Genomic DNA, 25,635 nt, shown 5'->3' with positions numbered 1-25,635 from the left:
CGCCCGCACCCTCTTTCCTCACGACCGGAACGGAACCCGCACATCACACGAACCTGGAGCAGCCCGTGACAACGCCGGACATTGCAGCGCGGCGCGCACTGGTGGCCTGTGCCGCCCTGATGGTCGGCGCCCTCACCCTGACCGCCTGCGGCGGCGACGCCAGTGCCAAGAACGACGGCAAGGGCGGCGATTCCCCCAAGACGTCGGCGGCGAAGATCGCGATATCGGCCAAGGACGGTTCGACCGGGGCGTCCATCAACGCCACCGGGGTGAAGGTCAGCGACGGCAAGCTGACCGAGGTGAAGATGACCGTGGCGGGCTCGGGGCAGGCCGTGCCCGGGGCGATATCGGCGGACGGCCACACCTGGAAGCCGGAGCGGCGGCTGGAGCGCGGGACGAAGTACGAGATAAACGCGACCGCGAAGGACTCCGAGGGGCGCCCGGCGGCGGCGAACGCCATCTTCACCACCGTCAGCCCGGCGAACAGCTTCATCGGCACCTACACGCCGGACGACGGCGCGACGGTCGGGGTGGGCATGCCCGTGTCGTTCACCTTCGACAAGTCGATCACGGACAAGAAGGCCGTGCAGTCGCACATCACGGTCAACACCAGCAGCGGCCAGCAGGTGGCCGGGCACTGGTTCGGCGACCGGCGGCTGGACTTCCGGCCGCAGGAGTACTGGAAGGCCGGCTCCAAGGTCACGATGAACATCGACCTGGACGGCGTACAGGGCGCGCAGGGCGTCTACGGCGTGCAGAAGAAGACCGTCTCCTTCACCGTCGGTCGGTCGCAGGTCTCCACGGTCGACGTCAACACGCAGACGATGACGGTCGTACGGGACGGGCAGACCATCAAGTCGGTGCCGATCTCGGCGGGCAGCCCGGAGCACACCACGTACAACGGGCAGATGGTCGTCTCCGAGAAGTTCACCCAGACCCGGATGAACGGCTCGACGGTCGGCTTCGGCGGGGAGTACGACATACCGGACGTGCCGCACGCGATGCGGCTGACGACGTCGGGGACGTTCATCCACGGCAACTACTGGTACAACAAGGGCAACCCGCCGTTCGGCCGGACGGGTACCAGCCACGGCTGCGTCGGCCTCGCGGACGTGCAGGGGGCGCAGGGCGACACGTCGGCCAAGTGGTTCTACGACAACACGCTCATCGGGGACGTGGTGATCGTGAAGAACTCCCCGGACACCACGGTCGCCCCCGACAACGGCCTCAACGGCTGGAACATGCAGTGGAGCGCCTGGACCGCGGGAAGTGCCGTCTGACCGGCGGTTTTTGACTCAACGGCGGGCCGCGCGGGAACTCTTCGCGCGGCCCGCGCGTTTTCCCGGCGTACGTTTTCCCGGTTCCCGGACATGACGCCCGGGCGAGGGGCTACGGTATGCACCCACAAGGTGACATGCAGCAACGCCGGGAGAAGCCTTGAGCGTTCCGTACGAGACCGAAGCGTACGAACCAGCCGAGTCGCCCGAGTCTCCGGAGGAGCATCTCGCGCGACTCCTCGGCCGTGCCCTGAACTCCTTCGAGCTGCCGGACGAGGTGATACGGCGTCTCGACTGCGCGCTGGCGCACGACAGTTCGCTGCACTCGGCCTACCACAGCTCGGGGCTGCGCCGGGAGACCCACCGGCACACCTGGCTGCTCGCCGACGGCTCGGCGGTCACGCTGTGGGAACTGGTGCACAACTCCACCCCGGGCAGCGAGCCGGAGCACGAGGTGTATCTGGACGAGGAGGAGCTGCGGACCGCCGCGGCCCGGCTCGGGATGCCGACGGACACCCCGGAGGCGGAACTGCCCGCGCTGATGCGGCTGTGGGCGATCCCCGAGCCCCGGCACGTGTTCGCCTCGGACGACTCGGCGGACCACGCGCGCCGGCTGCTGCGCCGGGCGGAGAACCCCGACCGCCCCGGCGCCGAGACGGCGGCGCTGCTGGCGACGGCGACCGCGCACGAGATCACCCAGGCGTTCGGCCGGCCGGGACGGGCCGGCCGGGCGGGTCTGAGCTACGCGCTGTACGAGCACGCCTTCCTGCTGCCGGACGGCACCGAGATCTCCCTGTGGGAGGTGGAGCACACGGCCACGCCCGACGGGCGGCACATGTGCGAGGTGTACAAGTCGGAGGAGGCGGCCCGGGAGGCGATGGAGCGGCGCGCGGCACGGCAGGGGTGACGCGGACGGCCCCGGTGCCCGCCGGGCGCGGGGCCGACCAAGCCGTGCGGCGGCGGCCGGGTGGTGCGGCGGGTCAGCCGTTGGCGAGGTGCCGTACCAGGCCCGCGAAGGCGTCCTGTTCGGCGGGGGTCAGCTCGACGGACTCCCGGGGCGGGCCGACCCGGGTCTGGCGCGGCACGGCCGGGAGCGGCACGGTGCGGCGCCGGGCGCCGGCCGCCCCGGCGGCGAGACCCGCGCGGCGCAGCAGGCGCAGCAGGACGCCGGCCCACACGACGGCCGCCACCGCGAGGACGGTCACGCCGATCAGCTGGAGAATCGGGGCGTGCTCAGGCATACACCCCAGTACACACCACGGTCCGGGACTTCCGCCCCGGACCGTGATGTATCTCGCAGGTGCCGTGAACAACTCACAGCGGTGCAAAGGGACAAGACGCCGTGAAGGGTCACGGCCGCGCGGTCAGGCGGCCACCGGCTGTCCGGTGTCCTCCCGGGCTCCGGCCGGGTGCGCGGCGGGGCCGGCGGTCCCGGACCCGGGGACCTGCCCGCGCATTCCCTTGAGGAGGACCACCAGGGCCGTGGTGACGCACACCCCGGCCGCGATGGCCACCAGGTACAGCAGCGGGCTGCCGATCAGCGGGACCACGAAGACGCCGCCGTGCGGGGCGCGCAGGGTGGCCCCGAAGGCCATCGACAGGGCGCCGGTGAGCGCGCCGCCCGCCATGGCGGACGGGATGACCCGCAGCGGGTCGGCCGCCGCGAACGGGATCGCGCCCTCGGAGATGAAGGACGCGCCCAGCACCCAGGCGGCCTTGCCGTTCTCGCGCTCGGCCGGGGTGAACAGCCGGCCGCGCACGGTGGTGGCCAGGGCCATCGCCAGCGGCGGGACCATACCGGCCGCCATCACCGCCGCCATGATCTGCATCGCCGAGTCGCTGGGGTCGGTGACGGCGATGCCGGCGGTGGCGAAGGCGTAGGCGACCTTGTTGACCGGGCCGCCCAGGTCGAAGCACATCATCAGGCCGAGCAGGGCGCCGAGCAGGACGGCGTTGGTGCCGGTGAGCCCGCTCAGCCAGTCGGTGAGGCCCTTCTGCGCGGAGGCGATCGGCTTGCCGATGACGACGAGCATCAGGAAGCCGGTGACCGCCGAGGAGAGCAGCGGGATCACCACCACCGGCATGATGCCGCGCAGCACCGCCGGGATGCGCACCCGCTGGATCGCCAGCACCACGCCACCGGCGATCAGACCGGCCGCCAGGCCGCCGAGGAAGCCCGCGCCCGCGTCCAGCGCTATCGCGCCGCCCACGAAGCCGGGGACGAGGCCGGGCCGGTCGGCCATGCCGTAGGCGATGTAGCCGGCCAGGACCGGGACGAGGAACTTGAAGGCGACGCCGCCGATCTGGAAGAGCAGCGCGCCCCAGCTGTCGGTCTGCGTCCACACGAAGTGGTCCATGACCGAGGGGGCCTTGTCGACCTGCCAGCCGCCGATCGCGAAGCCGAGGGCGATGAGGAGACCGCCGGCGGCGACGAACGGGACCATGTAGCTGACGCCGGACATCAGCCAGGTGCGGAGCTTGGTGCCGTAGCCCTCGGTGGCGTCGCCCGCGCGTTCGACCGGCGTGCCCGCCGGTGCGTGCGCCGGAGCGCTCACCTCGCCGCGCGCCGCCTTCTCGCGGACCTCGGCGATGAGTTCGGCCGCCCGGTTGATGCCCGCCTTCACGCCCACGTCGACGGTCGGCTTGCCCGCGAAACGGTCCTTGTCGCGTACGGGGACGTCGTGCGCGAGGATCACGCCGTCCGCAGCCGCGATCACCGCCGGGTCGAGCCGGGCGAAACCGGCCGAGCCCTGCGTCTCGACGACCAGCTCGATCCCCGCCTCCCGGCCCGCGTTCTCCAGGGACTCGGCCGCCATGTAGGTGTGGGCGATGCCGGTGGGACAGGAGGTGACGGCCACGATCCGGAAGGGCCGGGGCTCGCCCGGGCCGGGGACGACGCCGGCGCCGGCGGTATCGGTGGCGGGCCGACCGGACGCGACGGGCACACCCGGCTCGGCGGGAGCACCGGTCCCGGCGGACGTACCTGGCTCGGCGGACGTACCTGGCTCGGCGGACGTACCTGGCTCGGCGGCGCTCGCGGCCGCCATCCCGCTCGCGGCCGCCGTCTCCCCCGTACTGCCCGCTGTGGCTCCGGCGGAGGCCGCCGCCGGAGCCACAGCGGTGTCTTCGGCGGCGCCCGGGACGCTCGCGGGCCCCGCTTCCTCACCCGCCGGCGGCTCCTCGCCCCGGATCAGGGCCGCCGCCGTCCCGGCGCTGTCCGCCGCCCGCAGCGCGGCCGTGAACTCGGCGTTCATCAGCTTGCGGGCGAGGGAGGAGAGGATCGTGAGGTGGGCGTCGTCGGCGCCGGCCGGTGCCGCGATCAGGAAGACGAGGTCGGCCGGGCCGTCCGGGGCGCCGAAGTCGATACCGGTGGCGCTGCGGCCGAAGGCGAGGGTCGGCTCGGTGACATGGGCGCTGCGGCAGTGCGGGATGCCGATGCCGCCGTCGAGCCCGGTCGGCATCTGGGCCTCGCGGGCGGCCACGTCGGCGAGGAAACCCTCCAGGTCGGTCACCCGGCCCCGGGCCACCATGCGTGCGGCGAGGGCGCGGGCCGCCGCCTCCTTGGTGTCGGCGGACAGGTCGAGGTCGACCAGGTCCGCGCTGATCATGTCGCTCATCGCGGGCTCCTTCGCGCGCGTGCCGCCGGAGGGCAGGGGCCGGCGGGGGTGGGGACGGGGGTGCGGTCAGGGGGCGGGGTGGTACGGGGGACGGGGCCGGTCTGTCCGCCCAGCCGGCGAAAGCCCGGGCGGGTGCCGTGGCGGACGGGCGGGATCATGAGACCGGCTCCGTCAGTTCGCGGTCGAGCGGAATGTCCGCCGTGACGGTCACCGCCGCCGGATCCAGGTCGGCGGGCGTCGGCATCAGGCTGCCGGGGAGCCCGACCGCGGCGGCGCCGTGGGCGACGGCGGAGGCGAGGGCCTCGGGACCGGTGCCGCCGGCGATGAGGAAGCCGGCCAGGGAGGCGTCCCCGGCGCCGACGTTGCTGCGGACCGCGGACACCCGGGCGCTGCCGAACCAGGCACCGGCATCCGTCACCAGAAGCTGTCCGTCGGCGCCCAGGCTCGCCAGGACGGTGCGGGCGCCCAGCGCGCGCAGTTCCTCGGCCGCCTTGAGCGCGTCGCCGACGGTGGCCAGCGGGCGGCCGACGGCTTCCGCCAGTTCCTCGGCGTTCGGCTTCACCACGTCGGGCCGCGCGCGCAGCGCCTCCAGGAGGGCGCGCCCCGAGGTGTCCAGCGCGATCCGGGCGCCGGCGGCGTGCGCCCGGGTGACCAGGTCGGCGTACCAGGAGGGCGCGAGTCCCCGGGGGAGGCTGCCGCAGCAGGCGATCCAGTCGGCGGCGCGGGAGTGCGACCGTACGGTGTCCAGCAGGAGTTCCTGTTCGGCCGCCGACAGTTCGGGGCCCGGCGCGTTGATCTTCGTGAGCACCCCGTCGGCTTCCGCGAGCGCGATGTTGGAGCGGGTGGCGCCGGCGACCGGGACCGGCGCGACCTCGATGCCCTGCGCGTCCAGCAGGTCGGCGACGAGCGCGCCCGGCGCACCGCCCAGGGGCAGGACGGCGAGCGTGCGCCGGCCGGCGGCGGCGACGGCCCGGGAGACGTTCACGCCCTTGCCGCCGGGGTCCATGCGTTCGCCGTCGGCGCGGATGACCTCGCCGCGCTCCAGGGCGGGCACCTCGTAGGTGCGGTCGAGGGACGGGTTGGGGGTGACGGTGAGGATCATGCGCGTACCACTTCCGTGCCGCCGCGCTCGATGGCGGCGGCGTCGTCCGGGCTCAGCCCGCTGTCGGTGATCAGCAGGTCCACATCGTCGAGGCCGCCGAAGCGGGCGAAGTGCTCCTGGCCGTGCTTGCCGGAGTCGGCGAGCAGCACCACCCGCCGCGCGGCGCCGACCGCGGCCCGTTTGACCGCGGCCTCGGCGAGGTCGGGGGTGGTCAGGCCGTGCTCGGCGGAGAAGCCGTTGGCGGCGACGAACAGCGCGTCGGCGCGGATCTCGCCGTACGCGCGCAGCGCCCAGGCGTCCACGGCGGCGCGCGTACGGTGCCGTACCCGGCCGCCGACCAGGTGGAGCTGGATACCCGGGTGGTCGGCGAGCCGGGCGGCGATGGGCAGGCTGTGGGTGACGACGGTGAGGGACGCCTCCAGCGGGATCGTGGCGGCGAGGCGGGCCACCGTCGTACCGGCGTCGAGGATCACCGTGCCCCCGGCGGGCAGTTCGGCGAGGGCCGCCTTGGCGATGCGGTCCTTCTCGTCGGCGGCGGTGGACTCGCGCTCGGCGAGGTCCGGCTCGAAGTCGAGGCGGCCGACCGGGATGGCACCGCCGTGCACCCGGCGGACCAGGCCGGCGCGGTCGAGGGCCTTCAGGTCGCGGCGGATCGTCTCCGCGGTGACCTGGAACTCCTCGGCCAGCGACAGCACGTCCACCCGGCCGCCGTCCCGGGCGAGCCGGAGGATCTCCTGCTGCCGCTCCGGTGCGTACATGTCCGTTCGCCTCCGCCTCATGCCCGAACGTGTGGTTTCTCAGGGAGGCTACGTCCGGATGCCAGGAAAGTAAACAGGTTCAGACTCCAATCGGGCATGAACGGACTTCGAACCCTCCCTGTCAGCGTCCGGTAGTACGACGAGGGGCCCGGCACCTGACCGGTGCCGGGCCCCTCCTCGTACGCGGTCAGCCCGCCGGCTGCGGCTCGAGCTCCCGTTCCGGCGCCGACGCCTCCTCCCCCGCGCCCTCCGCGTGCTGGGCCGGGCGCTTCGGCAGGGCGCACATCAGCAGGAAGATCACGCCCATGATCCCGGCGACGTACCACAGCGCGTGCTGGAAGGCGTGCACGAAGGCCGGGCCGATCTCGGCGAGGGCGAGCCGGTCGCCGATCTGCCCGTAGAAGACCACCGACACCAGACCCAGCCCGAGCGCGTTGCCCATCTGCTGCACGGTGTTGATCAGCCCGGACGCGGAACCGGCGTGCTCGCGCGGCACCTCCGAGAGCACCGCGTCGGTCAGCGGGGCGACGATCAGGCCCATGCCGAGCCCCATCACGACCAGCGGCAGGGCCATCTGCCAGGAGGTGATGGCGAGGCCGTAGTGGTCGGCCTCCCACAGGTACAGCAGCACGCCAGCGCCCATCACCAGCGCGCCCGTCTGGAGCACCTTGCGGCCGAACCGGGGAACCAGCTGCTGCACCGACAGCCCGGCCGCCGTGGACACCGCGAGCGAGAACGGCACCCCGGTCAGCCCGGCCCGCAGCGCGCTCCAGCCCAGGCCGATCTGCATGTACAGCGTCCAGACCAGGAAGAAGATGCCGAGCGCGACACCGAACACGGTCTGCACGGCGATACCGGCGGCGAAGCTCTTCACCCGGAACAACGACAGCTCGACCAGCGGCGAGCCGTCCCGCGCCGCCTTGCGCCGCTCGTACGCCACCAGCCCCGCGAAGACGACGAAGGCACCGGCCATCGAGACGTACCCCCACAGCGGCCAGCCCAGCTCCCGCCCGCGGGTCAGCGGGTAGAGCAGCATGAGCAGGCCCAGCGTGACCAGGGCGACCCCGACGAGGTCCAGCTTCAGCGCCTTGGGGGCGCGGGACTCGGTGATGAACCGGCGGCCCAGCAGCCAGGCGAGCACGCCGACGGGCAGGTTGATGAGGAAGATGGGCCGCCATTCGAGGCCGAACAGGTTCCATTCCGTCAGCAGCGCGCCGAGCAGCGGACCGGATACCGCGCCGAGGCCGACGATCGCGCCGAACAGGCCGAAGACCTTGCCGCGTTCGTGGGCCGGGAAGGTGGCGTGCACGATCGACAGCACCTGCGGCACCATCAGCGCGGCCATACCGCCCTGGAGGAGGCGGGAGGCGACGAGCATCTCCGGGTTCGCCGCGAATCCGCACAGGGCGGAGGCGAGGGTGAAGCCGCCGATGCCGACGAGGAACAGCCGCTTGCGGCCGTGGATGTCACCGAGCCGGCCGCCGGTGATCAGGCCGGCGGCGAAGGCGAGGGCGTAGCCGGCGGTTATCCACTGGATCTGGCCCACCGAGGCGTGCTCGTTCCGCTGGATCGACGGGATGGCGATGTTGACGATCGTCACGTCCACGAGGTCCATGAAGGCCGCGGTCATGACGATGGCCAGGGCCAGCCAGCGGGTTCGGTCGGAGGGTGGGGCGGAAAGCGCCGTCGGAGTGGTCATGAGGAGGAACCTAGGGCCGCTATAGGTCAGATCCTGACCTATAGGCACGGCATGCTCGTAGGCATGACGACCGACACACCGGCCCGGCTGCTTCAGCTGCTGTCCCTGCTCCAGACGCCCCGTGAGTGGCCCGGGGGCGAGCTGGCCGGCCGGCTGGGGGTGTCCCGGCGGACCGTGCGGCGGGATGTGGACCGGCTGCGGGAGCTGGGGTATCCGGTGCAGGCGACGAGGGGTGCGGACGGCGGGTACCGGCTGGTCGCGGGCAAGGCGATGCCGCCGCTGGTGCTGGACGACGAGGAGGCCGTGGCGATCGCGGTGGGGCTGCGGGCCGGTGCCGGGCACGCCATCGAAGGGGTGGACGAGGCGGCCGTACGGGCGCTGGCCAAGCTGGAGCAGGTGCTGCCGTCCCGGCTGCGCCACCGGGTGTCCACGCTCCAGGCCGCGACGACACCGCTGACGCTCGGCGACGGGCCGGGCATCGCCCCGGAGACGCTGACCGTGATGGCGTCCACGGTGGCGGGCCACGAACGGCTGCGGTTCGCCTACCGCGACAAGGACGGCAGCGCCTCCCGCCGGCTGACCGAGCCGCACCGGCTGGTGTCGACGGGACGGCGCTGGTACCTGGTGGCCTACGACGTCGACCGGGCCGACTGGCGCACCTTCCGGGTGGACCGGGTGAGTGAGCCGTTCGCGACCGGCGTCCGGTTCGCGCCGCGGGAACTGCCCACGGGGAGCGCCGCCGAGTATCTGCGCCAGTCCATCCACCGGCGGCAGGAGACGTACGCCTTCGAGGTGCGGTTCGCCGCGCCGGCGGAACAGGTCTCCGCGCGCCTTCCCGCCTGGCTCGGGGTGCCCGAGGACGACGGCACGGGCGGCTGCGTCCTGCGGGGCACCACGGGCGACCCGATGGAGTGGCTGGCGGTCCGGCTGGCGATGACGGAGGCCGAGTTCGCGGTGCGCGGGCCGGCGGGACTGGTGGAGTGCGTACGGCGGTTGGGCGACCGCCTGACCAGGGCCGCGAACGCCGGACCGGAAGGGGCGGAGGGGGCGTACGTTCCCTAGGGAACCTCAGGGCTGTGGCACGGACGGGGTCCCGGGCCACTCGAAGTCCCGCAGCGCGCGCAGGTTGCGTACGGCCAGGCCGGCCGGGCCCTCGGGGCCGGTGGGGTGGGTCGCCGTGGCGGCCCAGGACTCCACGGCGACGCGTACGGCGGCCCCGGCCACGGCCGCCGCGAACCGCAGCCGCGGGGTGAGCGGCGCCGGGTCCTGGGCGCCGCACTCCACGCCGGGCCGCTCCGGACACGAAATCCCCTGGGGCGTCAGGGTCGCCGGTGCCGTCGGGGCGTTCTCCCGGGCCGCCAGGATCTCCGCCAGCGCGCCCTCCGACGCCTGGCACACCTCGGCCCACACCTTGCGCAGGGCCGGACTGGTGCCGGCCAGGCGGACCAGGGTGCGCAGCCACTCCCAGGAAGCGGCGGAGACGCCGAGGCCAGGGGTGAGGGTGTGGCGGACGGCGTGTTCCAGGGCCTGCGGGACGGGCAGGCCGGCCGGGGCCGTGCGGACCGCCTCGATCCAGCGCTGGGCGCCGGCGGCGTAGAGGGGGGCGACCGCCTCCTCCTTGGTGGCGAAGTAGCGGTAGAACGTGCGCGGTGCGATGCCCGCGGCCTGGGCGATGTCCTCGGCGCGGGTCGCCCGCAGGCCCTGCCGGACGAAGAGGGCCGCCGCCGCCCGGGCGATCTCCATCCGTGTCTCGGCCTTCCGGCGTTCGGTGAGGGACACCGGCGCGGAGGCGGAAAACGGCTGGTGGGCGGGGGTTTGGGTGGTGCTCATGCCCGGCAGGCTATGCCCGTGTGGCAGAATCTGCCATCCGGCGGTCCACCCCGGGGTTCAGGTACGGGGTGGGCCGCCGTTCCAGTACCCGGGGCCCTTACGGGACGGGCCCGGGAGGCTCCTCAGGGGAGAGAACCCCGCCGGGCAGAAGAGGCCGGGCCCCGGCGCCCGGGGGGGGTAGGCGCCGAAGCCCGGCTCGGGAGGTCCCGGCGCCGGGGGGGGGATTGCGTCGGGACGTGGCTTTGCGTGGGTCGGCCGGCGTCGTTGTCGGCCAGGGGTGCGGTGTGGGGGTGTGGGGAGTGCCGGCCCCGGGCCCGCTTGCGGGCCCGGAAGGGTTGTTCCCTCGGGCCCGGGCGTTGAAGCGACGGGACCGCGCCATGTTTGCGCCGTCTTTCGCCACCCGCACCACCCGGCGCGCGCACCGCACCGCGCAGTGCGCCCCGGAACCCTTCCCCAGGGGAGGGGCCCGCCGTCACGCGGCCGCGTCGAACCCCGTGTCGCGGGCCAGCTTCTTCAGCTCCAGCAGCGCGTGCTTCTCGATCTGGCGGATCCGCTCACGGGTGAGCCCGTGCTCCTTGCCGACCTCGGTCAGGGTGCGCTCGCGGCCGTCCTCGATGCCGTACCGCATCTTGATGATGGAGGCCGTGCGCTGGTCCAGGCGGCCGATCAGGTCGTCCAGCTCCTCGCTGCGCAGCAGGGTGAGGACCGACTGCTCCGGGGAGACCGCCGAGGTGTCCTCGAGCAGGTCGCCGAACTGGGTCTCGCCCTCGTCGTCCACCGACATGTTCAGCGAGACCGGGTCGCGGGCCCAGTCCAGGACGTCGACGACGCGCTCCGGCGTCGAGCCCAGCTCCGCGGCGATCTCCGCGGGCTCCGGGTCGCGGCCGTGCTCGCGGTTGAACTCGCGCTGGACGCGGCGGATGCGGCCCAGCTCCTCCACCAGGTGGACGGGGAGCCGGATCGTGCGGGACTGGTCGGCGATGGAGCGGGTGATGGCCTGACGGATCCACCAGGTGGCGTACGTGGAGAACTTGAAGCCCTTGCGGTAGTCGAACTTCTCCACGGCGCGGACCAGGCCGGCGTTGCCCTCCTGGATCAGGTCCAGCAGGGGCAGACCGCTGCGCGGGTAGCGCCGGGCGACCGCGACGACCAGGCGGAGGTTGGAGCGGATGAAGACGTCCTTGGCGCGCTCACCGGCGGCCACCAGGGCCTGAAGCTCCTCGCGGGTGGCGTCGGTGCGGGACTCCTCCTCGCCGTCGAGCACCTGCTGCGCGAAGACACCCGCCTCGATGGTCTGGGACAGCTCGACTTCCTTGGCGGCGTCGAGCAGCGGCGTACGCGCGATCTCGTCGAGGTACATGCCGACCAGGTCGCGGTCTGCGATCTCGCCGCCATGAGCGCGAACACTGCTTGCCGAGTCGGCCGTCTCGCCGGTGGCGGACTGACGACGGGCGACGGCACGGGTTGCCATGCGTGCTCCCTTGCGATGGTGGTCGGGCGGGTGGTCCTGCGAACGCGCGGCACTGAAGGGGCTGTCTCTGGGACTCTCTTCGAGTGCCCTGCATCCGTGGGAAACAACGACTGGAATCAGGACAGAATTCCCAACCCACCCCGCGATTTTTCTGATCATGCAGTACCCTGTCCGCCACACGGGGAGGCCAGATGCCGCCGGAAGACGCCGAAGTGCAGGTCAGGCCGGGAATCGAGGGGGACCTCGACGCTCTGACGTCGATCTACAACCACTACGTCCTTGAGACGGCCATCACATTCGACACCGCCGTGTTCACCCCTTCGGAGCGCCGCCCCTGGCTGCTCTCCCACCCGGAAGACGGCCCGCACCGGCTGATGGTTGCCGCGGACGCCCGCTCACAGCGGATCCTGGGGTACGCCACCTCGAGCCCCTATCGGCCGAAGCCGGGCGTACGGGACGTCCGTGGAGACCTCGGTGTACGTCGCCCCGGGTGCGGGCCGGCGCGGCATCGGCACGCTGCTCTACGACGCCCTGTTCAAGGCCCTGGCCGGACAGGACGTGCACCGCGCCTACGCCGGGATCGCCCAGCCCAACGAGCCCTCCGAGCGGCTGCACGCCCGCTTCGGCTTCCGGCACGTCGGCACGTTCCGCGAGGTCGGCCGCAAGTTCGGCCGCTACTGGGACGTGGCCTGGTACGAGAAGGAACTCTGAGCGGGGCGCTTCCCCCCGCACCGCTCTCTCATCCGAACTGCACGGACCGCTTCGCCATTCCCATCCAGAACCCGTCGATCACCGACTTCTGCGCGTCGAGCTCGCCGCCTGCCTCCGCCGCGCCCATGGTGACGAAGAGCGGGGCGAAGTGTTCGGTGCGCGGATGGGCGTAGCGGCCGGCCGGGGCCTTGTCCAGGAAGTCGAGCAGGGCGTCCCAGTCGCGGGCCTCCAGGGCGCGCCGGCCCCAGTCGTCGAACTCCGCCGACCAGCTCGGCACGCCCGGCCCGGTGTGCCGCAGGGCGGCGAGGTTGTGGGTGAAGAAGCCGGAGCCGACGATCAGCACGCCCTCGTCGCGCAGCGGGGCGAGCCTGCGGCCGAGGTCCATCAGGCGGACCGGGTCGAGGGTGGGCAGGGAGATCTGCAGGACGGGGATGTCGGCGTCCGGGTACATCTCGACGAGCGGGACGTAGGCGCCGTGGTCGAGGCCCCGGTCGGGGATGTCCTGTACGGGGAGCCCGGGGGCGCGCAGCAGCTTGCGGACGGAGTCGGCGAGCGCGGGGGCGCCCGGGGCGGCGTAGCGGACCGTGTAGTAGTGCTCGGGGAAGCCCCAGAAGTCGTAGACGAGCGGGACGGTCTCGACCGCGCCGAGGGCGAGCGGGGCCTCCTCCCAGTGGGCGGAGACCATGAGGATCGCGCGGGGGCGGGGCAGGGCGGCGGACCAGGCGGCGAGCTGGCCGGGCCAGACGGGGTCGTCGGCGAGCGGCGGGGCGCCGTGGCTGAGGTACAGGGCGGGCATGCGCTCCTGGACGGTGGCGGACATCGCGGCGGCTCCCGGGGATCTGACCTTGCTTGAACTCTCAAGTTTCCAGCCCGGAACCCTACCCGTCGCTTGTTCAAATTTCAAGAAGCCGCCTCGTAGAGTGGATGCATGAACAACGCACCGGACTCCGCCGCAGCACCCCGCTGGCTGACCGCCGAGGAACAGCACGTCTGGCGCGCCTACCTGCACGCCACCACCCTCCTGGAGGACCACCTCGACCGGCAGCTCCAGCGTGACGCGGGGATGCCGCACGTCTACTACGGCCTGCTCGTCGGCCTCGCCGAGGCCCCGCGCCGCCGGCTGCGGATGACCGAGCTGGCGATGCAGGCGAAGATCACCCGCTCCCGGCTCTCGCACGCCATCGCCCGGCTGGAGAAGAACGGCTGGGTCCGCCGGGAGGACTGCCCCGCCGACAAGCGCGGCCAGTTCGCCGTGCTCACCGACGAGGGCGTCGAGGTGCTGCGGCGCACCGCGCCCGGCCATGTGGCCGCCGTGCGCCAGGCGCTGTTCGACCGGCTGAGCCCGGAACAGCAGAAGGCCCTCGGCGAGATCATGGAGATCGTCGCCGAGGGCCTCCAGCCCAAGGAAGCGGGTGCGGACCTGCCCTGGCTCCGCTAGCTCACGGTCAGTGGGCCACCACCGGCACCGGGACCTCGTCCTCGGCGCCCTCGCCGCTCATCACGGCGGTCGCGTTCGGACGGCCGGCGTTGACGAAGGTGAAGGCGATCAGCGAGGCGAGCGCCAGGATGCCGACGGCCACCCAGATCGCGGCCGTGTAGCCGTGGACCATGCCCTGGAGCCCCACCAGCTGCTGCTGCGGCTTGCCGGTGGCGCCGGCGATGTGGTCCTTGACGTACGAGGTGGTCGCCGAGGAGGCGATCGTGTTCAGCAGGGCGGTGCCGATCGCGCCGCCCACCTGCTGCGAGGTGTTGACCATCGCGGAGGCGACACCGGCGTCCCGGGGCTGGACACCCTGGGTGGCCAGGGACATCGCCGGCATGAACGCCGTACCCATGCCGAGGCCGAGCAGCAGCATGGCGGGCAGCAGCAGCGCCGGGTACGAGGAGTCCATCTCCAGCTGGGTCAGCAGCAGCATGCCGACGCCGGCGACCAGGAAGCCGGGGCCCATCAGCAGCCGGGCCGGCAGCCGGGTCATCAGCCGGGCGCCGATCTGGGTGGAGCCGGTGATCATGCCGACCACCATCGGCAGGAAGGCGAAGCCGGTCTTGACCGGCGAGTAGCCCTTCACGATCTGCAGGTAGTAGGTCAGGAAGAGGAACAGGCCGAACATGCCGATGATGGCGAGGCCCAGCGAGAGGTAGATACCGCCGCGGTTGCGGTCGGTCACCACGCGCAGCGGCAGCAGCGGGGCCTTGACCTTGGCCTCGACCAGCACGAACGCGAGCAGCAGCACGACGGACGCGACGAACATCGTCACGGTCAGCGTGTCGCTCCAGCCGTCGGACTCGGCGCGGGTGAAGCCGTAGACGAGCGCGACCAGGCCGAGGGTGGAGAGCAGGACGCCCGGGATGTCGAGCGGGTTGCGGTTGCGGCCGCCCTCCGGCTCACGGATGACGAAGTAGGCGCCGGCCGCGGCGACCACGGCGAACGGGATGTTCACGAAGAAGGTCCAGCGCCAGTTCAGGTACTCGGTGAGGAAGCCGCCGAGGATCAGGCCGACGGCACCGCCGCCGCCCGCGATGGCGCCGTAGATGCCGAACGCCTTGGCGCGCTCCCTGGCGTCGGTGAACATCACGGCGAGCAGGGACAGCGCGGCCGGGGCGAGCAGCGCGCCGAAGACACCCTGGAGGGCACGGGCGCCGAACATCAGCGGGCCGGTGGTGGCGGCACCGCCGAGCGCGGAGGCGGCGGCGAAGCCGACCAGGCCGAGCACGAAGGTGCGCTTGCGGCCCCACAGGTCGGCGATCCGGCCACCGAACAGCAGCAGACCGCCGAAGGCGAGCGCGTAGGCCGTGATCACCCACTGCTTGTTGCCGTCGGATATGCCCAGGTCCTCCTGGGCGGCGGGCAGGGCGATGTTCACGATGGTGGCGTCCAGGACGACCATCAGCTGGGCGAGCGCGATGAAGACGAGCGCCTTCCAGCGGTTGGCGTCACCGCCGGGGGCGGCGAGGCCGGCAGCCTTGCGGGCTGTTTCGGACATGGGGATACCCACTTCGGTACTTCGGAGCCTTGGAACTCAGGGCTGGTGACGGACAGCGTGGTGAGAGTCGGCGTGGTGAAAAATGCTGAGAAAACGGGGTAAGGCGGGATGGTGAACAGGAAGGGAACGGCTGTACGAACCGCCGTACTGTCGTTGGACCGGGCGCGGGAGCTGAACTAATCGGTCAGGAGGCGCGCAGCTCCTTGATGCTGAGGGACTGACCCGGCAGGGCGGAGCGGGCGGGCGCCCGCAGGCCGTCGAGGAACAACTGGAGCAGGCGGTGGGCGAAGCGGTCGCCGCGCGGGCAGTCCGTGCCGGCCGGGGGCCGGCTCAGCTGGCCCACGCCGATCATCAGATCGCCCACGCCGATGTCCGGCCGGAGCTGCCCGGCCGCCTTGGCCCGGCCCATGAGCTCCTCGATGAGCCGCTCGACGCGCTCACGGGAGGCCTCCAGGTCGGGGTGGTGCTGGTCGAACGTGCCGGACACCATGGGGCACAGCGCGCCGATCCGCTCGTCCGCGGCGGCGTGCACGAAGTGCTCCAGGGCGGTGAAGGCGTCCCCGCTCTCCGCGAGGGCCAGCTCGGCCGCCGCGGCCGTGCGGTCCATGACGGAGCAGACGACCTCGCGCACGAGGGCGTCGCGGTCGGGGAAGTTGCGGTACACCGTGGCGTTGCCGACGCAGGCCCGGCGGGCGATCTCGTCGATCGGCACGTCCGGGCCGTTCTCGACGATCATCTCCCGGGCGGCGGCGACGATCCGCTCCCGGTTGCGCAGGGCGTCGGCGCGCGGCCGGGTCACCTTGCGCTCGGCGGGGGCGGTGGCGGCGGGCACGGCGTACTCCTTGGATCGAGGGGGCGATCCGGGGAAGGGCTCCCCGTTTCGCGCGGACACAGGGCTAAACGGGGAAAGCGTCCCCGGTTATTTCCCGCCCCGGCGAAGAATCGCTGTGACCTGGGACACAATCTCCGGCCGCCGGGTTTCACCCGGTCGCGGACCCGGTTTCCCACCATCGGTCTCCTCCAGCGCGCGCCCTCCTCCCCGCCGCCCCAGGGTGAGCGCAAGGGTGCAGCCGACAGACCGGCGGCTGCCGTGGCGCGAAAGGTCCCTGCATGCAGCCGCAGCCGCAGCCCCGCCGCCGCATACGCCCGCGCCGGGTGGCCGCCCTGACCCTGGTGAGCGCGCTGACCCTCGCGGTCGGCACCTCGGCCGGGACCGGACACCTGACGGCGCCGACCACCGCAGGGCCGCTCGGACCGGCCCGCTCCTCCGCGCTCCTGCCCTGCATGATCCGTGGCGGTCTGGACGTACAGATGACCGAGGGCCTGCCCACCCCGCCCGGCTACTCCCGCTCCACCGGCACCGTCCATGCCCTGACCCTGATGGTCGACTTCCCCGACGCGCCCGGCGAGGGCGACGCGATGGACCGCTTCCACGAGTTCTTCCCGCGCACCCAGGACTGGTTCCACACCGCGTCGTACGGCCGCCTCGACTACCGTCCCGAGACCCCCGTCACCACCTGGCTGCGCATGCCCAAGCCGTTCCACGAGTACGGCATAGAGCGCGGCGCGCCCTTCGACCCCGGCTACCGCAGCCTGGTGCAGGACCTCGTGGCCGCCGCCGACCCGGCGGTGGACTTCCGCGACTACGACCTGCTCAACGTGCTCGTCACCCCGAACGCCGGGCCCTCCGCCCTGGACACCGTGCTGTCCGTGACCTTCGCCGGCAACGACGACGCCCCGGTGGCCGACGGCGTGCGCATCTCCAACGCCTCCTTCGTCTACTCCCGCCAGGACGACGGCTCCGGGTCCTACGACCGCACCGGGTACCGGGTGCTGCCGCACGAGAACGGCCACACCTTCGGCCTGCCCGACCTGTACACACAGGACGGCGGGGGCGCGGTCGGGCACTGGGACATCATGAGCGAGGACTGGGGGGCCAACAACGACCTGCTCGGCTGGCACAAGTGGAAGCTGGGCTGGCTGGACGGCGGCCAGGTCGGCTGCGCGGCGGCACCGGGCAGCACGGAGTTCACCCTCTCCCCGCTGTACCAGCAGGGCGGCGGAAAGCTGGTCCTCATACCGGTCACCGCGCGCACCACCTACGCGCTGGAGGTCCGCGCCCAGGGCGGCAACGACGAGGCGGTGTGCCGTCCCGGCGTCCTCGTCTACCGGATCGACGCGGCGGTGGACACCGGCCGCGGCCCGGTCACCGTCTTCGACAGCCACCGCGGCAGCGGCGGCTGCACCCGCAGCCCCAACGTCCACGCGGAGCTCTCCGACGCCCCGTTCACCCCCGGCGAGACCTTCGAGGACCCACGGCACGGCGTCAGCGTGCGGGTGCTCTCGACCGACGCGGAGGGCAACTACCGGGTCCGGGTGAGCCGGGGCGGCAAGGTGGTGCAGGCGGCGGACGACTCCTGAGGGGGCGCGGGCGGCGCGGGCCCGGTTTACCGTAGGCGTGCCCCGACGCCGTACCGGAGAGACGATGCCCGCCATGACCGCAGTGGATGCCGACACCCGTGCCGGGGCCGGGGTGCCCGCGGAGGCGGTGGGGCCGCTGGTGCGCGGGGTCGGGGTGCTGCGCCGGCTGGCCGAGGCGGGCGGCACGCTGAGCCCGAGCGCGCTGGAGCGGGCCACCGGACTCGCCCGCTCCACGGTGGACCGGATCACCGCGACCCTGGCCCGCATGGGCTACGTACGCCTCGACGGCCGGGACGTCGTCCTCACCCCCGGCGTGCTGGAGCTGGGCAACGCCTTCCTGGCGGCCCTGCGGCTGCCCGCCCTGCTCGGCGCGCGCGCCGACGCCCTCGCCGACGAGCTGGACGAGTCGGTGTCGCTGGCGGTCGCCGACCGCGACGGCGTCCGCTTCATCCACCAGGCCACCCGCCGCCGGGCGCTGTCGGTCAGCTTCCGCATCGGCGACCTGCTGCCGGCCGAACGGACCGCGCCCGGCGCGCTGTTCGCCACCGAGTGGACGGAGCGGGACTGGGCCCGCTGGCGGACCCGCCGGGCCGAGGACCCGCGGGACACGGCGTTCCCGGCCGTCCCCCCGCGCCCGGAACCCGCCCCCGGCACCGCCCATGCCACCGCCGACGCCGTCGACGCGGCCTTCGCGGACCGGGTACGGGCGGCCCGCCGGGACGGCTGGGCCCTGGACGACCAGCTGATCGAGCCGGGCCTGGTCGCGGTGTCCGCCCCGGTGCGCGACCCCCGCACCGGCCGCGTGGCCTGCGTGGCGAGCGTGGTCAGCCACACCAGCCGGCACCCGGCGGCGGAGCTGCCCGCGACCCTGCTGCCCCGGCTGCGTACGGCGGTCGAGGCGATGGAGGCCGACCTGCGGACCGCGCCCCCGCCCGAGCCGGGCCCCGCACCCGCCGGCCTCGCGACCTGGACCACGGCCTCCAAGCAGGAACTCGGCCGGGACTTCGTGGAGTCGCTGGCCCGGGGCCTGACCGTGCTGACGGCGTTCGGCGAGGGCCGCCCCGCGCTGTCCCTGACGGACGTGGCCCGGGCGACCGGCCTGTCCCGGGCGACCGCCCGCCGGGCACTGCTCACCCACGAGCACCTGGGCCTGGTGACCGCCGCGCACGAGGACCGCGCCTTCACCCTCACCCCGCGCGTCCTGGACCTGGGCTTCCCGCCGCTGTCCCGGACGACGCTGCCCCGCCTGGCCCAGCCGCATCTGCGGGCGCTCGCCGACCGGGTGCGCGAGCCGGCCGCGCTGGCGGTGCTGACCGCCGACGGCACGGAGGTCCAGTACACGGCGGGCGCGGCCACGAGCGGTGTGCTGACCGTACGCATACCGGTGGGCGCGCGCCTGCCGGCCGCGGCGACCTCACTGGGCCGCGTCCTCCTGGCGGACGCGGACGGTCCCCTGTCCCCGGAGCTGACCCAGGTCAGGGCTCAGGGGTATGCCCTGGCCGACGAAGAACTGGAGTCGGGCCTGCGCTCGGTCGCCGTACCGGTCCGGGACCGCACGGGCCGCGCGGTCGCCGCCGTGAACGTGGCCACGCACGCGGCCCGCCGCACCCTGGAGGACTGCGTCCAACGCCTCCTGCCCGCGCTCCGCGCGACCGCGGACGACATCCAGCGCGACCTGCACCAGGTGTCCCGCTTCACCAAGGTCCCTACGACCTGACGTTCGCCGCGCGTCTTTCACCGGACCCGGGCCCGCAGGAGCACCCCGAGGGCGGCCACCGGCGACGGGCTCACCGAGCCGCGTAGCACCCGCGGGCCGCGGGCCCGTACGGCTGCGGCGGTCAGCAACTCCACCTCGACCAGCGCCTCCAGCAACGGCCGGCTGGACGCCGGGACGAGACCGGACACCGCCCGGGCCTGCCGCAGGGCGGCCTCCGCCAGCCCGACCTGGTCCCGGACCAGCTCCCCCACCCCGGGCACCACCCGCCCGGCCGCCAAGTCCTCCCTACGCACCGAGAAGCGCTCCAGCGTCTCGGCCGGGATCCCCAGCCGGCCCTCGGCCAGGTCCTCGGCGATGTCGTGGACGAAGTCCAGCCGCTGGCTGCCGTCGATGAACACCCGGCAGGCGGCGCGATAACGGCCGTCCTCGGCGTCCGGACCGAGCAGACAGCCGACCAGCATGAAGGCGGGCAGGGAGTAGGCGTCCACGTAGCCCTGGTAGTCGTCCTCACCGGCGAACCCGGCGAACTCCAGCTCGGCCGGCGCGGAGACCAGATACTCCTCCAGTGCCGCACGCAGCCGTGGATGAGCGGCAACGGTGTGGACGAGCGCCCGGAGCAGCGGGTCGTCACCGCGCCCCGTCTCCAGCGCCGCCCGCACCCGCCGCTCCCAGACCGCCCATCCGTCCGCCCGGTGCGCTCGCGACCCGGTGTCCAGGAGGTTGTCCCCGTGGTGCATGACGGCGGTCGCCACGACCACGTGGGGCAGCAGCGCCCCCGGCAGCAGCGCCCGAGCCGCCAGATAGGAGGTCCGCCGAAACCGCGCGACCAGCTCCCGCTGGATCCCGTAGTCCCGCCGCAACCCCGGCTCCAGGACACCGGCGGCGTCCAGCCCACGCTTCCACCCACTCACGGGCCCCCACCCTAACGGCGCCGCCGACAGGACCCGCCCCTCGCCCAACCGCACCCCCGGTACACCGAGCACACCACCCGCTACACTGACGACGGCGACCCGACCCTCACCGGTCGATCACCACCCCGCCTTCGTAGCTCAGGGGATAGAGCACCGCTCTCCTAAAGCGGGTGTCGCAGGTTCGAATCCTGCCGGGGGCACAGAGAGAAGGGCCAGCTCAGGAGGGGTTTCCTCCCGAGCTGGCCCTTCGGCCACTACGGGCCCGCAAGACGCCCGTCGGAGGTGCCGGAGGCCACTCCCCCACCGCCCCGGGACCACAACTCCGAGCCGGTCCCGCGATGGCCCGGTCCCGGTCACTGGTCATGTGCTTACAGATCATTGCGCCAGCATCAACGCCGGACTCCCCGGCCAGGTCCGCAACACGGCCTCGGTAACCACGAACCCCGACTCCCGCCCCGGCTCGTACAACACGCTCTGCCGATCGACACGGGCAGCGACAGCCCGACCGACAGCCTCGGGTGTCGAACGAGGGGCGCTCTGGAAGACGTGCCGGGCGTACTCCGCGCTCTGCAACATGGCCGGCAGAACAACGCACTGGAACGAGCGCACCGACCGAGCGGACCGCACCTCTTCGTCAACGGTCGTGCCCTCGGCGACGTCAACGACAGTCGGCTCGGCGTCCTCGGCGGCAACAACGCCCGCGAGCAGCTCCCGCACCTCACGAGAGACCGACTCATCCATGCCGAGGGCGCCCAGGATCCGGTCGAGCACATCCCGGCTCGGCACCATGCGCCCGGTCTCGATCTTGGACACAGTCGGCTGACCCACGCCGGCCCGTTGCGCCAGCACAGCACCCGTCAGACCCGACTCTCCACGAAGCACACGAAGACGCACACCCAGCGCCTTCATCCGCTCCCGCCGCTCACTCCCCATGTCCAGGGTTCTACACCACGAGCCAGCAAGCTCCGGTACGACCAGACACAGCGACCACCAGCCGAGCGTGATTCAAACTTTCTCTACTGGTTCAAGGCGGCTCGCTCCGCTCACCGCGCGCGGCCCGGCCCCCGGCCGGGCCTGCGCTCCTAATGGTGCCGTAAGCGGGTGGGCACGTGGTGATCCGTAGTCGCTCCTGAGGCCTGACCTCTTAAGACAGAGTCGGCCCCACGTGCCTTCCCGCTCTGTGAAGCAGCGCCGGGGGTGGCGGCTCTCGTCCGCGCTCCTGCCTTCGTCCCGCGCGGACCGGCCCCGCCACCCCCGCTCGCACACAATCAGCGGCATCGTTGGCTCTCGTGGTCCAAGCCGTCGCCAGGGAACACCTCTCACCGCTCGGCGAACGCTCCCAGTTCCGCAGCTGACCGAGACCCCTGGCGACCGCTGGGATTGCGAACGGCTAATCGGATGACGGGCCTATGAGCCCTGCCATTAGGGAGACGCGCAACCCCGCCACGGCGACCACTCCACCACCGGCACCCACCCAAGGACACCCGCCATGACCAGCGTGTTCTGCGGCATCGACTGGGCCACCGACCACCACGACATCGCACTGCTCGACGAGGCCGGCACCCTCCTGGACAAGCTCCGCATCGACGACACCCCTACCGGCCTCAACCAGCTCCTGGACCTGCTGGCCCAGCACGGCGACAGCCCAGAGAACCCGATCCCGGTCGCCATCGAGACGTCTCACGGACTCCTGGTCGCCTGCTTACGCGCCACCGGCCGACCCATCTACGTGATCAACCCGCTCACCGCCGCTCGCTACCGCGACCGCTACGCACTCAGCCGCAAGAAGTCCGACCACCTCGACGCCAAGGTCCTGGCCAACATCCTGCGCACCGACCCCGCAGAACACCGGCCCCTGCCCGCGGACAGCCACCTCGCCCAAGCCATCACCGTCCTGGCCCGAGCACACCAGGACGCCGTCTGGGACCGCGTCCAAACCGGCAACCGCCTCCCCTCCCACCTGCGCGAATACTTCCCCGGCTTCCTCACCGTCTTCCGCCACTTCCGCGAAGGCCTCGCCTCACCCGTCACCCGCACCCTGCTCGCCGCGGCCCCCACACCCACCCAGGCCGCCCAGCTCACCCGCCCGCAGCTGCGAGCGATCCTGAAGAAAGCCGGACGCCAGCGCGAGATCACCGGTGAAGTCGAACGCCTCCACGCCCTGCTCCGCGAACCTCAAATGCGGCAACCACCCATGATTGAGCAGGCCATGGGCACCAAAACCCTCGCTCTGCTCCGCCAGTTCGACGCGGCCTGCGCCAGCGCCGACGACCTCGAAGCAGCCACCACCGCAGCCTTCGCCGCCCATCAGGACGCCGAGATCATCATCAGCTTCCCTGGCCTCGGCGCACTAACCGGCGCCCGCGTCCTGGCCGAAATCGGCGACGACCACACCCGCTTCGCCAGCCCACGCGCCCTGAAGGCCTATGCCGGGTCCGCCCCCATCACCCGGTCTTCCGGACGCAAGACCACCGTCCTGGCCAGGCACATCAAGAACCAGCGTCTCGCTTCGGCCGGCTACATCTGGGCCTTCGCCGCCCTCACCGCATCCCCCGGAGCACGAGCCCACTACGACCGCCGCCGCGCAGCCGAAGACCGCCACGTCGCAGCCCAACGCAACCTCTTCAACCGGCTACTGGGCTGCTTGCACCACTGCCTCACCCACCGCATCCCCTACGACGAGCAGACCGCCTTCCCCAGCACCGCTTGACTGATCAACCGCATCGGATGTCTGTCTCCGCCCCGCTCCAGCCCGGCCGGCACCCGCGCCGCGCGCACAGCAGTCAGCCGCTTGCCGTCAGAGAAGGGGTACGTCGTGGCTGGGGCGGTCGGCTCCACGGCTTTAGGCAGCCACTTTGGCGCGAGCCTCGCAGATCATGGCCCCAACGTCGTGCTTTAGCGGGCAGGTCCACAGACTGCCCGACGCGCCGGAAGCTTACGGGGCCATGATCACTCGCGCCAAAGCAGCTCCAGCCCAAAGCCGCTCCACCGACCCCGCGGAAGCCCCCCATCGAGACCGCCTGTGCTTTAAGATTCTCTCTCTGACCACATGTCATGCCATCGAAAGCGGGAAGATGCAAAGCAAGTCGGTTCCGCGTGTTTTCATCTCCTACTCTCACGATTCCGATGAACACAGAGAGCGGGTGCTTGGCTTTATTCAAGCTTTGCGGCGAAACGGAGTGGACGCTTGGGCTGATTTCTTCGTCGAAAGCACCCCACCAACCAACTGGCCCGTTTGGATGCAGCGCCAGGTCGAGAACGCCGAGTACGTACTCAGCGTAGTTACGGAGACGTATGCGAGGAGATTCAATCAGAACGAGATTCCCGGAATCGGCGCAGGGGTCCGCTGGGAGGGAACTCTCATAACAGCAGACATCTACTACAGCACCAACGACAAGGTCAAATACATACCGGTGATTTTCTCGCCGGACGACTTCGAGCACATCCCAACTCCACTCAAGGTGACAAACAGGTACCTCGTATCCCCTGGAGACGATTCCAGCCTTATCCCCCTTCTCCGGCATCTACTGCAAGCGCCAGAGTTCATTCCGGCCCAGATTGGCGAAGCGCCGTCACTGATCAGCCGAGAAATTGGATCATCCGTAAGTCAAAAGATTGACCTGCGGATTGAATCAGCCATTCTCTTGAGTGATACCGATCCGAATGAAGCTCTGGATAATTTGACTGAACTGCTCAACCAGTTGCGTGGGCAGCAGCGCGCCGTTGCTTACTGCGCCATGGGAGAAATCTATCAGCGGATGGGGTTTTGGGCGCCAGCCCTAAGCGTGTACCACCGTGCGCTAGAAAGCGCTCCGGACAAGCAGACCTCGGAGGTGGCGACCAGAAACATACGTCTCGCAATTGAGGCTATGGAGTCATTTTTTCGTGATGGCGGCCCCGTAGACACCGCCCAAAAGTTTGTGCGTGCCGTCAAGAAGGGAAAGTTTAATCGAGCATGGGGGCTACTCACTCCGAAACTCCGACTGGTACTGGCGCAAGCATGGATCTGGGCAAATAAAGATCACGAGTCTCTGGCACCGTTCGACCGGGATGAGCTGGCTAAATCGCTATCTACCATCAAGCCAAATCACCCGCTCGCTAAAAGTTTCACCGCAATCCAACTGTACGAGTTTCAAACTTCCTTCCCGTCGATTGACGAAACGTGGGGAGCTGCCAGTAATCCCAGGCCTATCGGGGTCGATTACGAACTCGTGGTTCTTTCGCCCACCGATGGTGACCTCATGGTTTTCGATGAGAAGTCAGGTCCGGTTCAGACTGCACCGTTCCTCATGAGGCAACTGTTGGGCCAATGGCGCGTGGAGAACTTTTGGCCAGCCTATCCAATCCCTGGATGGCCACCGTCCAGTGAAGAGATCCCCGCAGAGGTGAGCAACCTAAGAATCCTCCAGGTCCCCAAGATTGACGAGGTCGAGAGTGAGTGACGAGTCCAACGAGTCATCCGTGAAGCATCTTGAGTTCATACAATCGACAGTCACTCGACTCGCCAACAACTCATTCCTTATTCGCGGTTGGAGCATAACGTTAACGGGTGCCCTAGCGGCGGCGTCACTGGGAAGCGGAAAGTCTTCACTCGCCATTGCTTCAATTATCCCAACTGCGGGATTTTGGCTTCTAGACTATTTCTACCTGAGGCAAGAAAGGCTTTTTCGCAAACTATACGAGGCTGTCTCTAGAGGGGATCGATCGGTTCCAGCGTGGTCAATGGATGTGACGGGATTCGCTTCACTAGTCAAAAAACGTGAGGTTTTCCTATCTTCTACTCTCTGTCTTTTCTATATCCCCATACTGGCTGTCAATGTGGCGGTATTGCTCTGGCGTTGACGAGCGGTTACCCATACCCAGCCCCACCCCCGTAGCGTCTCTGAACAGGACAGGCCCCGGAGTGCTCCGGGGCCTGACTTGTCGGTATGCGCTCGCTCTGTGCGCCCCCGAGGGACCTCCGTGGGCCGCCGTGCACCGCTGCGCGGAGCGGTGCGCCTTCACAGGGGACATGCGCCCGGCAATCCTGCACTGATCCGCACAACGGTCGAGATCGGGGGGTGGGAGACGTGGCTCGTACGCAGGACAGGTGTGGAGCGCTCACGGAGAAGGGCACTCGGTGCCGGCGGCTGGCGAT

19 protein-coding genes, 1 tRNA gene and 2 pseudogenes are annotated in these 25,635 nt (G+C 71.2%); 10 read left to right on the top strand and 12 right to left on the bottom strand.

Annotated elements, in window-relative coordinates; translation table 11 throughout:
• Positions 1 to 65: 65 nt before the first annotated feature.
• Positions 66 to 1,280, top strand: a complete 1,215-nt coding sequence (locus IE251_RS06980) for a L,D-transpeptidase (protein WP_189752005.1) — start codon at positions 66 to 68, stop codon at positions 1,278 to 1,280.
• 157 nt (positions 1,281 to 1,437) lie between these two features.
• A complete protein-coding gene (locus IE251_RS06975; RefSeq protein ID WP_189752004.1) occupies positions 1,438 to 2,184 on the top strand; it encodes a DUF6227 family protein in 747 nt (248 codons plus the stop codon).
• Positions 2,185 to 2,257: 73 nt separating this feature from the next.
• Here the strand turns inward: IE251_RS06975 and IE251_RS06970 are convergent, their stop codons facing one another.
• From IE251_RS06970 to IE251_RS06950, 5 genes are all read right to left on the bottom strand, one after another.
• A complete protein-coding gene (locus tag IE251_RS06970) occupies positions 2,258 to 2,518 on the bottom strand; it encodes a hypothetical protein (RefSeq protein ID WP_189752003.1) in 261 nt (86 codons plus the stop codon).
• Positions 2,519 to 2,641: 123 nt separating this feature from the next.
• A complete protein-coding gene (locus IE251_RS06965; protein WP_189752002.1) occupies positions 2,642 to 4,894 on the bottom strand; it encodes a PTS fructose transporter subunit IIABC in 2,253 nt (750 codons plus the stop codon).
• 154 nt (positions 4,895 to 5,048) lie between these two features.
• Positions 5,049 to 5,996 (bottom strand): 1-phosphofructokinase, encoded by a 948-nt coding sequence (gene pfkB / locus IE251_RS06960; RefSeq protein ID WP_189752001.1) that lies wholly within the window; start codon positions 5,994 to 5,996, stop codon positions 5,049 to 5,051.
• Positions 5,993 to 6,754 (bottom strand): DeoR/GlpR family DNA-binding transcription regulator, encoded by a 762-nt coding sequence (locus IE251_RS06955; protein ID WP_189752000.1) that lies wholly within the window; start codon positions 6,752 to 6,754, stop codon positions 5,993 to 5,995. Before IE251_RS06955 ends, pfkB begins: the two co-directional genes overlap by 4 nt.
• A 187-nt stretch (positions 6,755 to 6,941) precedes the next feature.
• A complete protein-coding gene (locus tag IE251_RS06950) occupies positions 6,942 to 8,453 on the bottom strand; it encodes an MFS transporter (protein WP_189751999.1) in 1,512 nt (503 codons plus the stop codon).
• Positions 8,454 to 8,516: 63 nt separating this feature from the next.
• On the opposite strand from IE251_RS06950, the gene IE251_RS06945 reads away from it, so the two are divergent.
• Entirely contained in the window at positions 8,517 to 9,515 is a 999-nt protein-coding gene (locus tag IE251_RS06945; RefSeq protein ID WP_189751998.1) for a helix-turn-helix transcriptional regulator, read from the top strand.
• Between the two features lie 6 nt (positions 9,516 to 9,521).
• Here IE251_RS06945 and IE251_RS06940 read toward each other — a convergent pair whose 3' ends face one another.
• The gene (locus IE251_RS06940; protein WP_189752178.1) at positions 9,522 to 10,196 is read right to left on the bottom strand and encodes a TetR/AcrR family transcriptional regulator; all 675 of its coding nucleotides are present in this window, start codon (positions 10,194 to 10,196) and stop codon (positions 9,522 to 9,524) included.
• A gap of 559 nt (positions 10,197 to 10,755) precedes the next feature.
• On the bottom strand, positions 10,756 to 11,754 hold the full coding sequence (locus tag IE251_RS06935) for a sigma-70 family RNA polymerase sigma factor (RefSeq protein ID WP_189751997.1): 999 nt from the start codon (positions 11,752 to 11,754) through the stop codon (positions 10,756 to 10,758).
• 191 nt (positions 11,755 to 11,945) lie between these two features.
• On the opposite strand from IE251_RS06935, the pseudogene IE251_RS06930 reads away from it, so the two are divergent.
• Positions 11,946 to 12,465 (top strand): annotated as a pseudogene (locus IE251_RS06930) (GNAT family N-acetyltransferase).
• A 28-nt stretch (positions 12,466 to 12,493) separates the two neighbouring features.
• Here the strand turns inward: IE251_RS06930 and IE251_RS06925 are convergent.
• Positions 12,494 to 13,285, bottom strand: coding sequence for a dioxygenase family protein (locus tag IE251_RS06925; protein ID WP_189751996.1), 792 nt, complete (start codon positions 13,283 to 13,285; stop codon positions 12,494 to 12,496).
• A gap of 108 nt (positions 13,286 to 13,393) precedes the next feature.
• Between IE251_RS06925 and IE251_RS06920 the strand changes: the two genes are divergently transcribed.
• Positions 13,394 to 13,903, top strand: a complete 510-nt coding sequence (locus IE251_RS06920) for a MarR family winged helix-turn-helix transcriptional regulator (protein WP_189751995.1) — start codon at positions 13,394 to 13,396, stop codon at positions 13,901 to 13,903.
• A gap of 7 nt (positions 13,904 to 13,910) precedes the next feature.
• On the opposite strand, the gene IE251_RS06915 is transcribed toward IE251_RS06920, so the two are convergent.
• Positions 13,911 to 15,449 (bottom strand): MFS transporter, encoded by a 1,539-nt coding sequence (locus tag IE251_RS06915; RefSeq protein ID WP_189751994.1) that lies wholly within the window; start codon positions 15,447 to 15,449, stop codon positions 13,911 to 13,913.
• Positions 15,450 to 15,633: 184 nt separating this feature from the next.
• The gene (locus IE251_RS06910) at positions 15,634 to 16,281 is read right to left on the bottom strand and encodes a TetR/AcrR family transcriptional regulator (RefSeq protein WP_189751993.1); all 648 of its coding nucleotides are present in this window, start codon (positions 16,279 to 16,281) and stop codon (positions 15,634 to 15,636) included.
• Positions 16,282 to 16,559: 278 nt separating this feature from the next.
• Between IE251_RS06910 and IE251_RS06905 the strand changes: the two genes are divergently transcribed.
• Both IE251_RS06905 and IE251_RS06900 read left to right on the top strand, forming a co-directional pair.
• Positions 16,560 to 17,870 carry a M6 family metalloprotease domain-containing protein gene (locus IE251_RS06905; RefSeq protein WP_189751992.1) on the top strand — a complete coding sequence of 437 codons (1,311 nt, stop codon included), beginning with the start codon at positions 16,560 to 16,562 and terminating at the stop codon, positions 17,868 to 17,870.
• 64 nt (positions 17,871 to 17,934) lie between these two features.
• Entirely contained in the window at positions 17,935 to 19,587 is a 1,653-nt protein-coding gene (locus tag IE251_RS06900; protein WP_189751991.1) for an IclR family transcriptional regulator domain-containing protein, read from the top strand.
• 17 nt (positions 19,588 to 19,604) lie between these two features.
• On the opposite strand, the gene IE251_RS06895 is transcribed toward IE251_RS06900, so the two are convergent.
• Complete coding sequence (locus IE251_RS06895; RefSeq protein ID WP_189751990.1) at positions 19,605 to 20,498, bottom strand: phytoene/squalene synthase family protein; 894 nt, start codon at positions 20,496 to 20,498, stop codon at positions 19,605 to 19,607.
• A gap of 127 nt (positions 20,499 to 20,625) precedes the next feature.
• Between IE251_RS06895 and IE251_RS06890 the strand changes: the two genes are divergently transcribed.
• Positions 20,626 to 20,698: transfer RNA gene (locus tag IE251_RS06890), tRNA-Arg, on the top strand.
• Positions 20,699 to 20,876: 178 nt separating this feature from the next.
• Here IE251_RS06890 and IE251_RS06885 read toward each other — a convergent pair.
• A pseudogene (locus tag IE251_RS06885) lies at positions 20,877 to 21,431 on the bottom strand (Scr1 family TA system antitoxin-like transcriptional regulator); the annotation flags it as partial.
• Between the two features lie 556 nt (positions 21,432 to 21,987).
• Here IE251_RS06885 and IE251_RS06880 point away from each other — a divergent pair.
• Positions 21,988 to 23,208 (top strand): IS110 family RNA-guided transposase, encoded by a 1,221-nt coding sequence (locus IE251_RS06880; RefSeq protein ID WP_189751988.1) that lies wholly within the window; start codon positions 21,988 to 21,990, stop codon positions 23,206 to 23,208.
• A gap of 235 nt (positions 23,209 to 23,443) precedes the next feature.
• Positions 23,444 to 24,940, top strand: coding sequence for an SEFIR domain-containing protein (locus tag IE251_RS06875; protein WP_189751987.1), 1,497 nt, complete (start codon positions 23,444 to 23,446; stop codon positions 24,938 to 24,940).
• The last annotated feature ends 695 nt before the right edge of the window (positions 24,941 to 25,635 follow it).

Origin of the sequence: Streptomyces eurythermus (assembly GCF_014649115.1) — a bacterium.
Classification (GTDB): domain Bacteria; phylum Actinomycetota; class Actinomycetes; order Streptomycetales; family Streptomycetaceae; genus Streptomyces; species Streptomyces eurythermus.
Note: the sequence above shows the minus strand (reverse complement) of the source record. Positions and strands in the feature narration are given on the sequence as shown.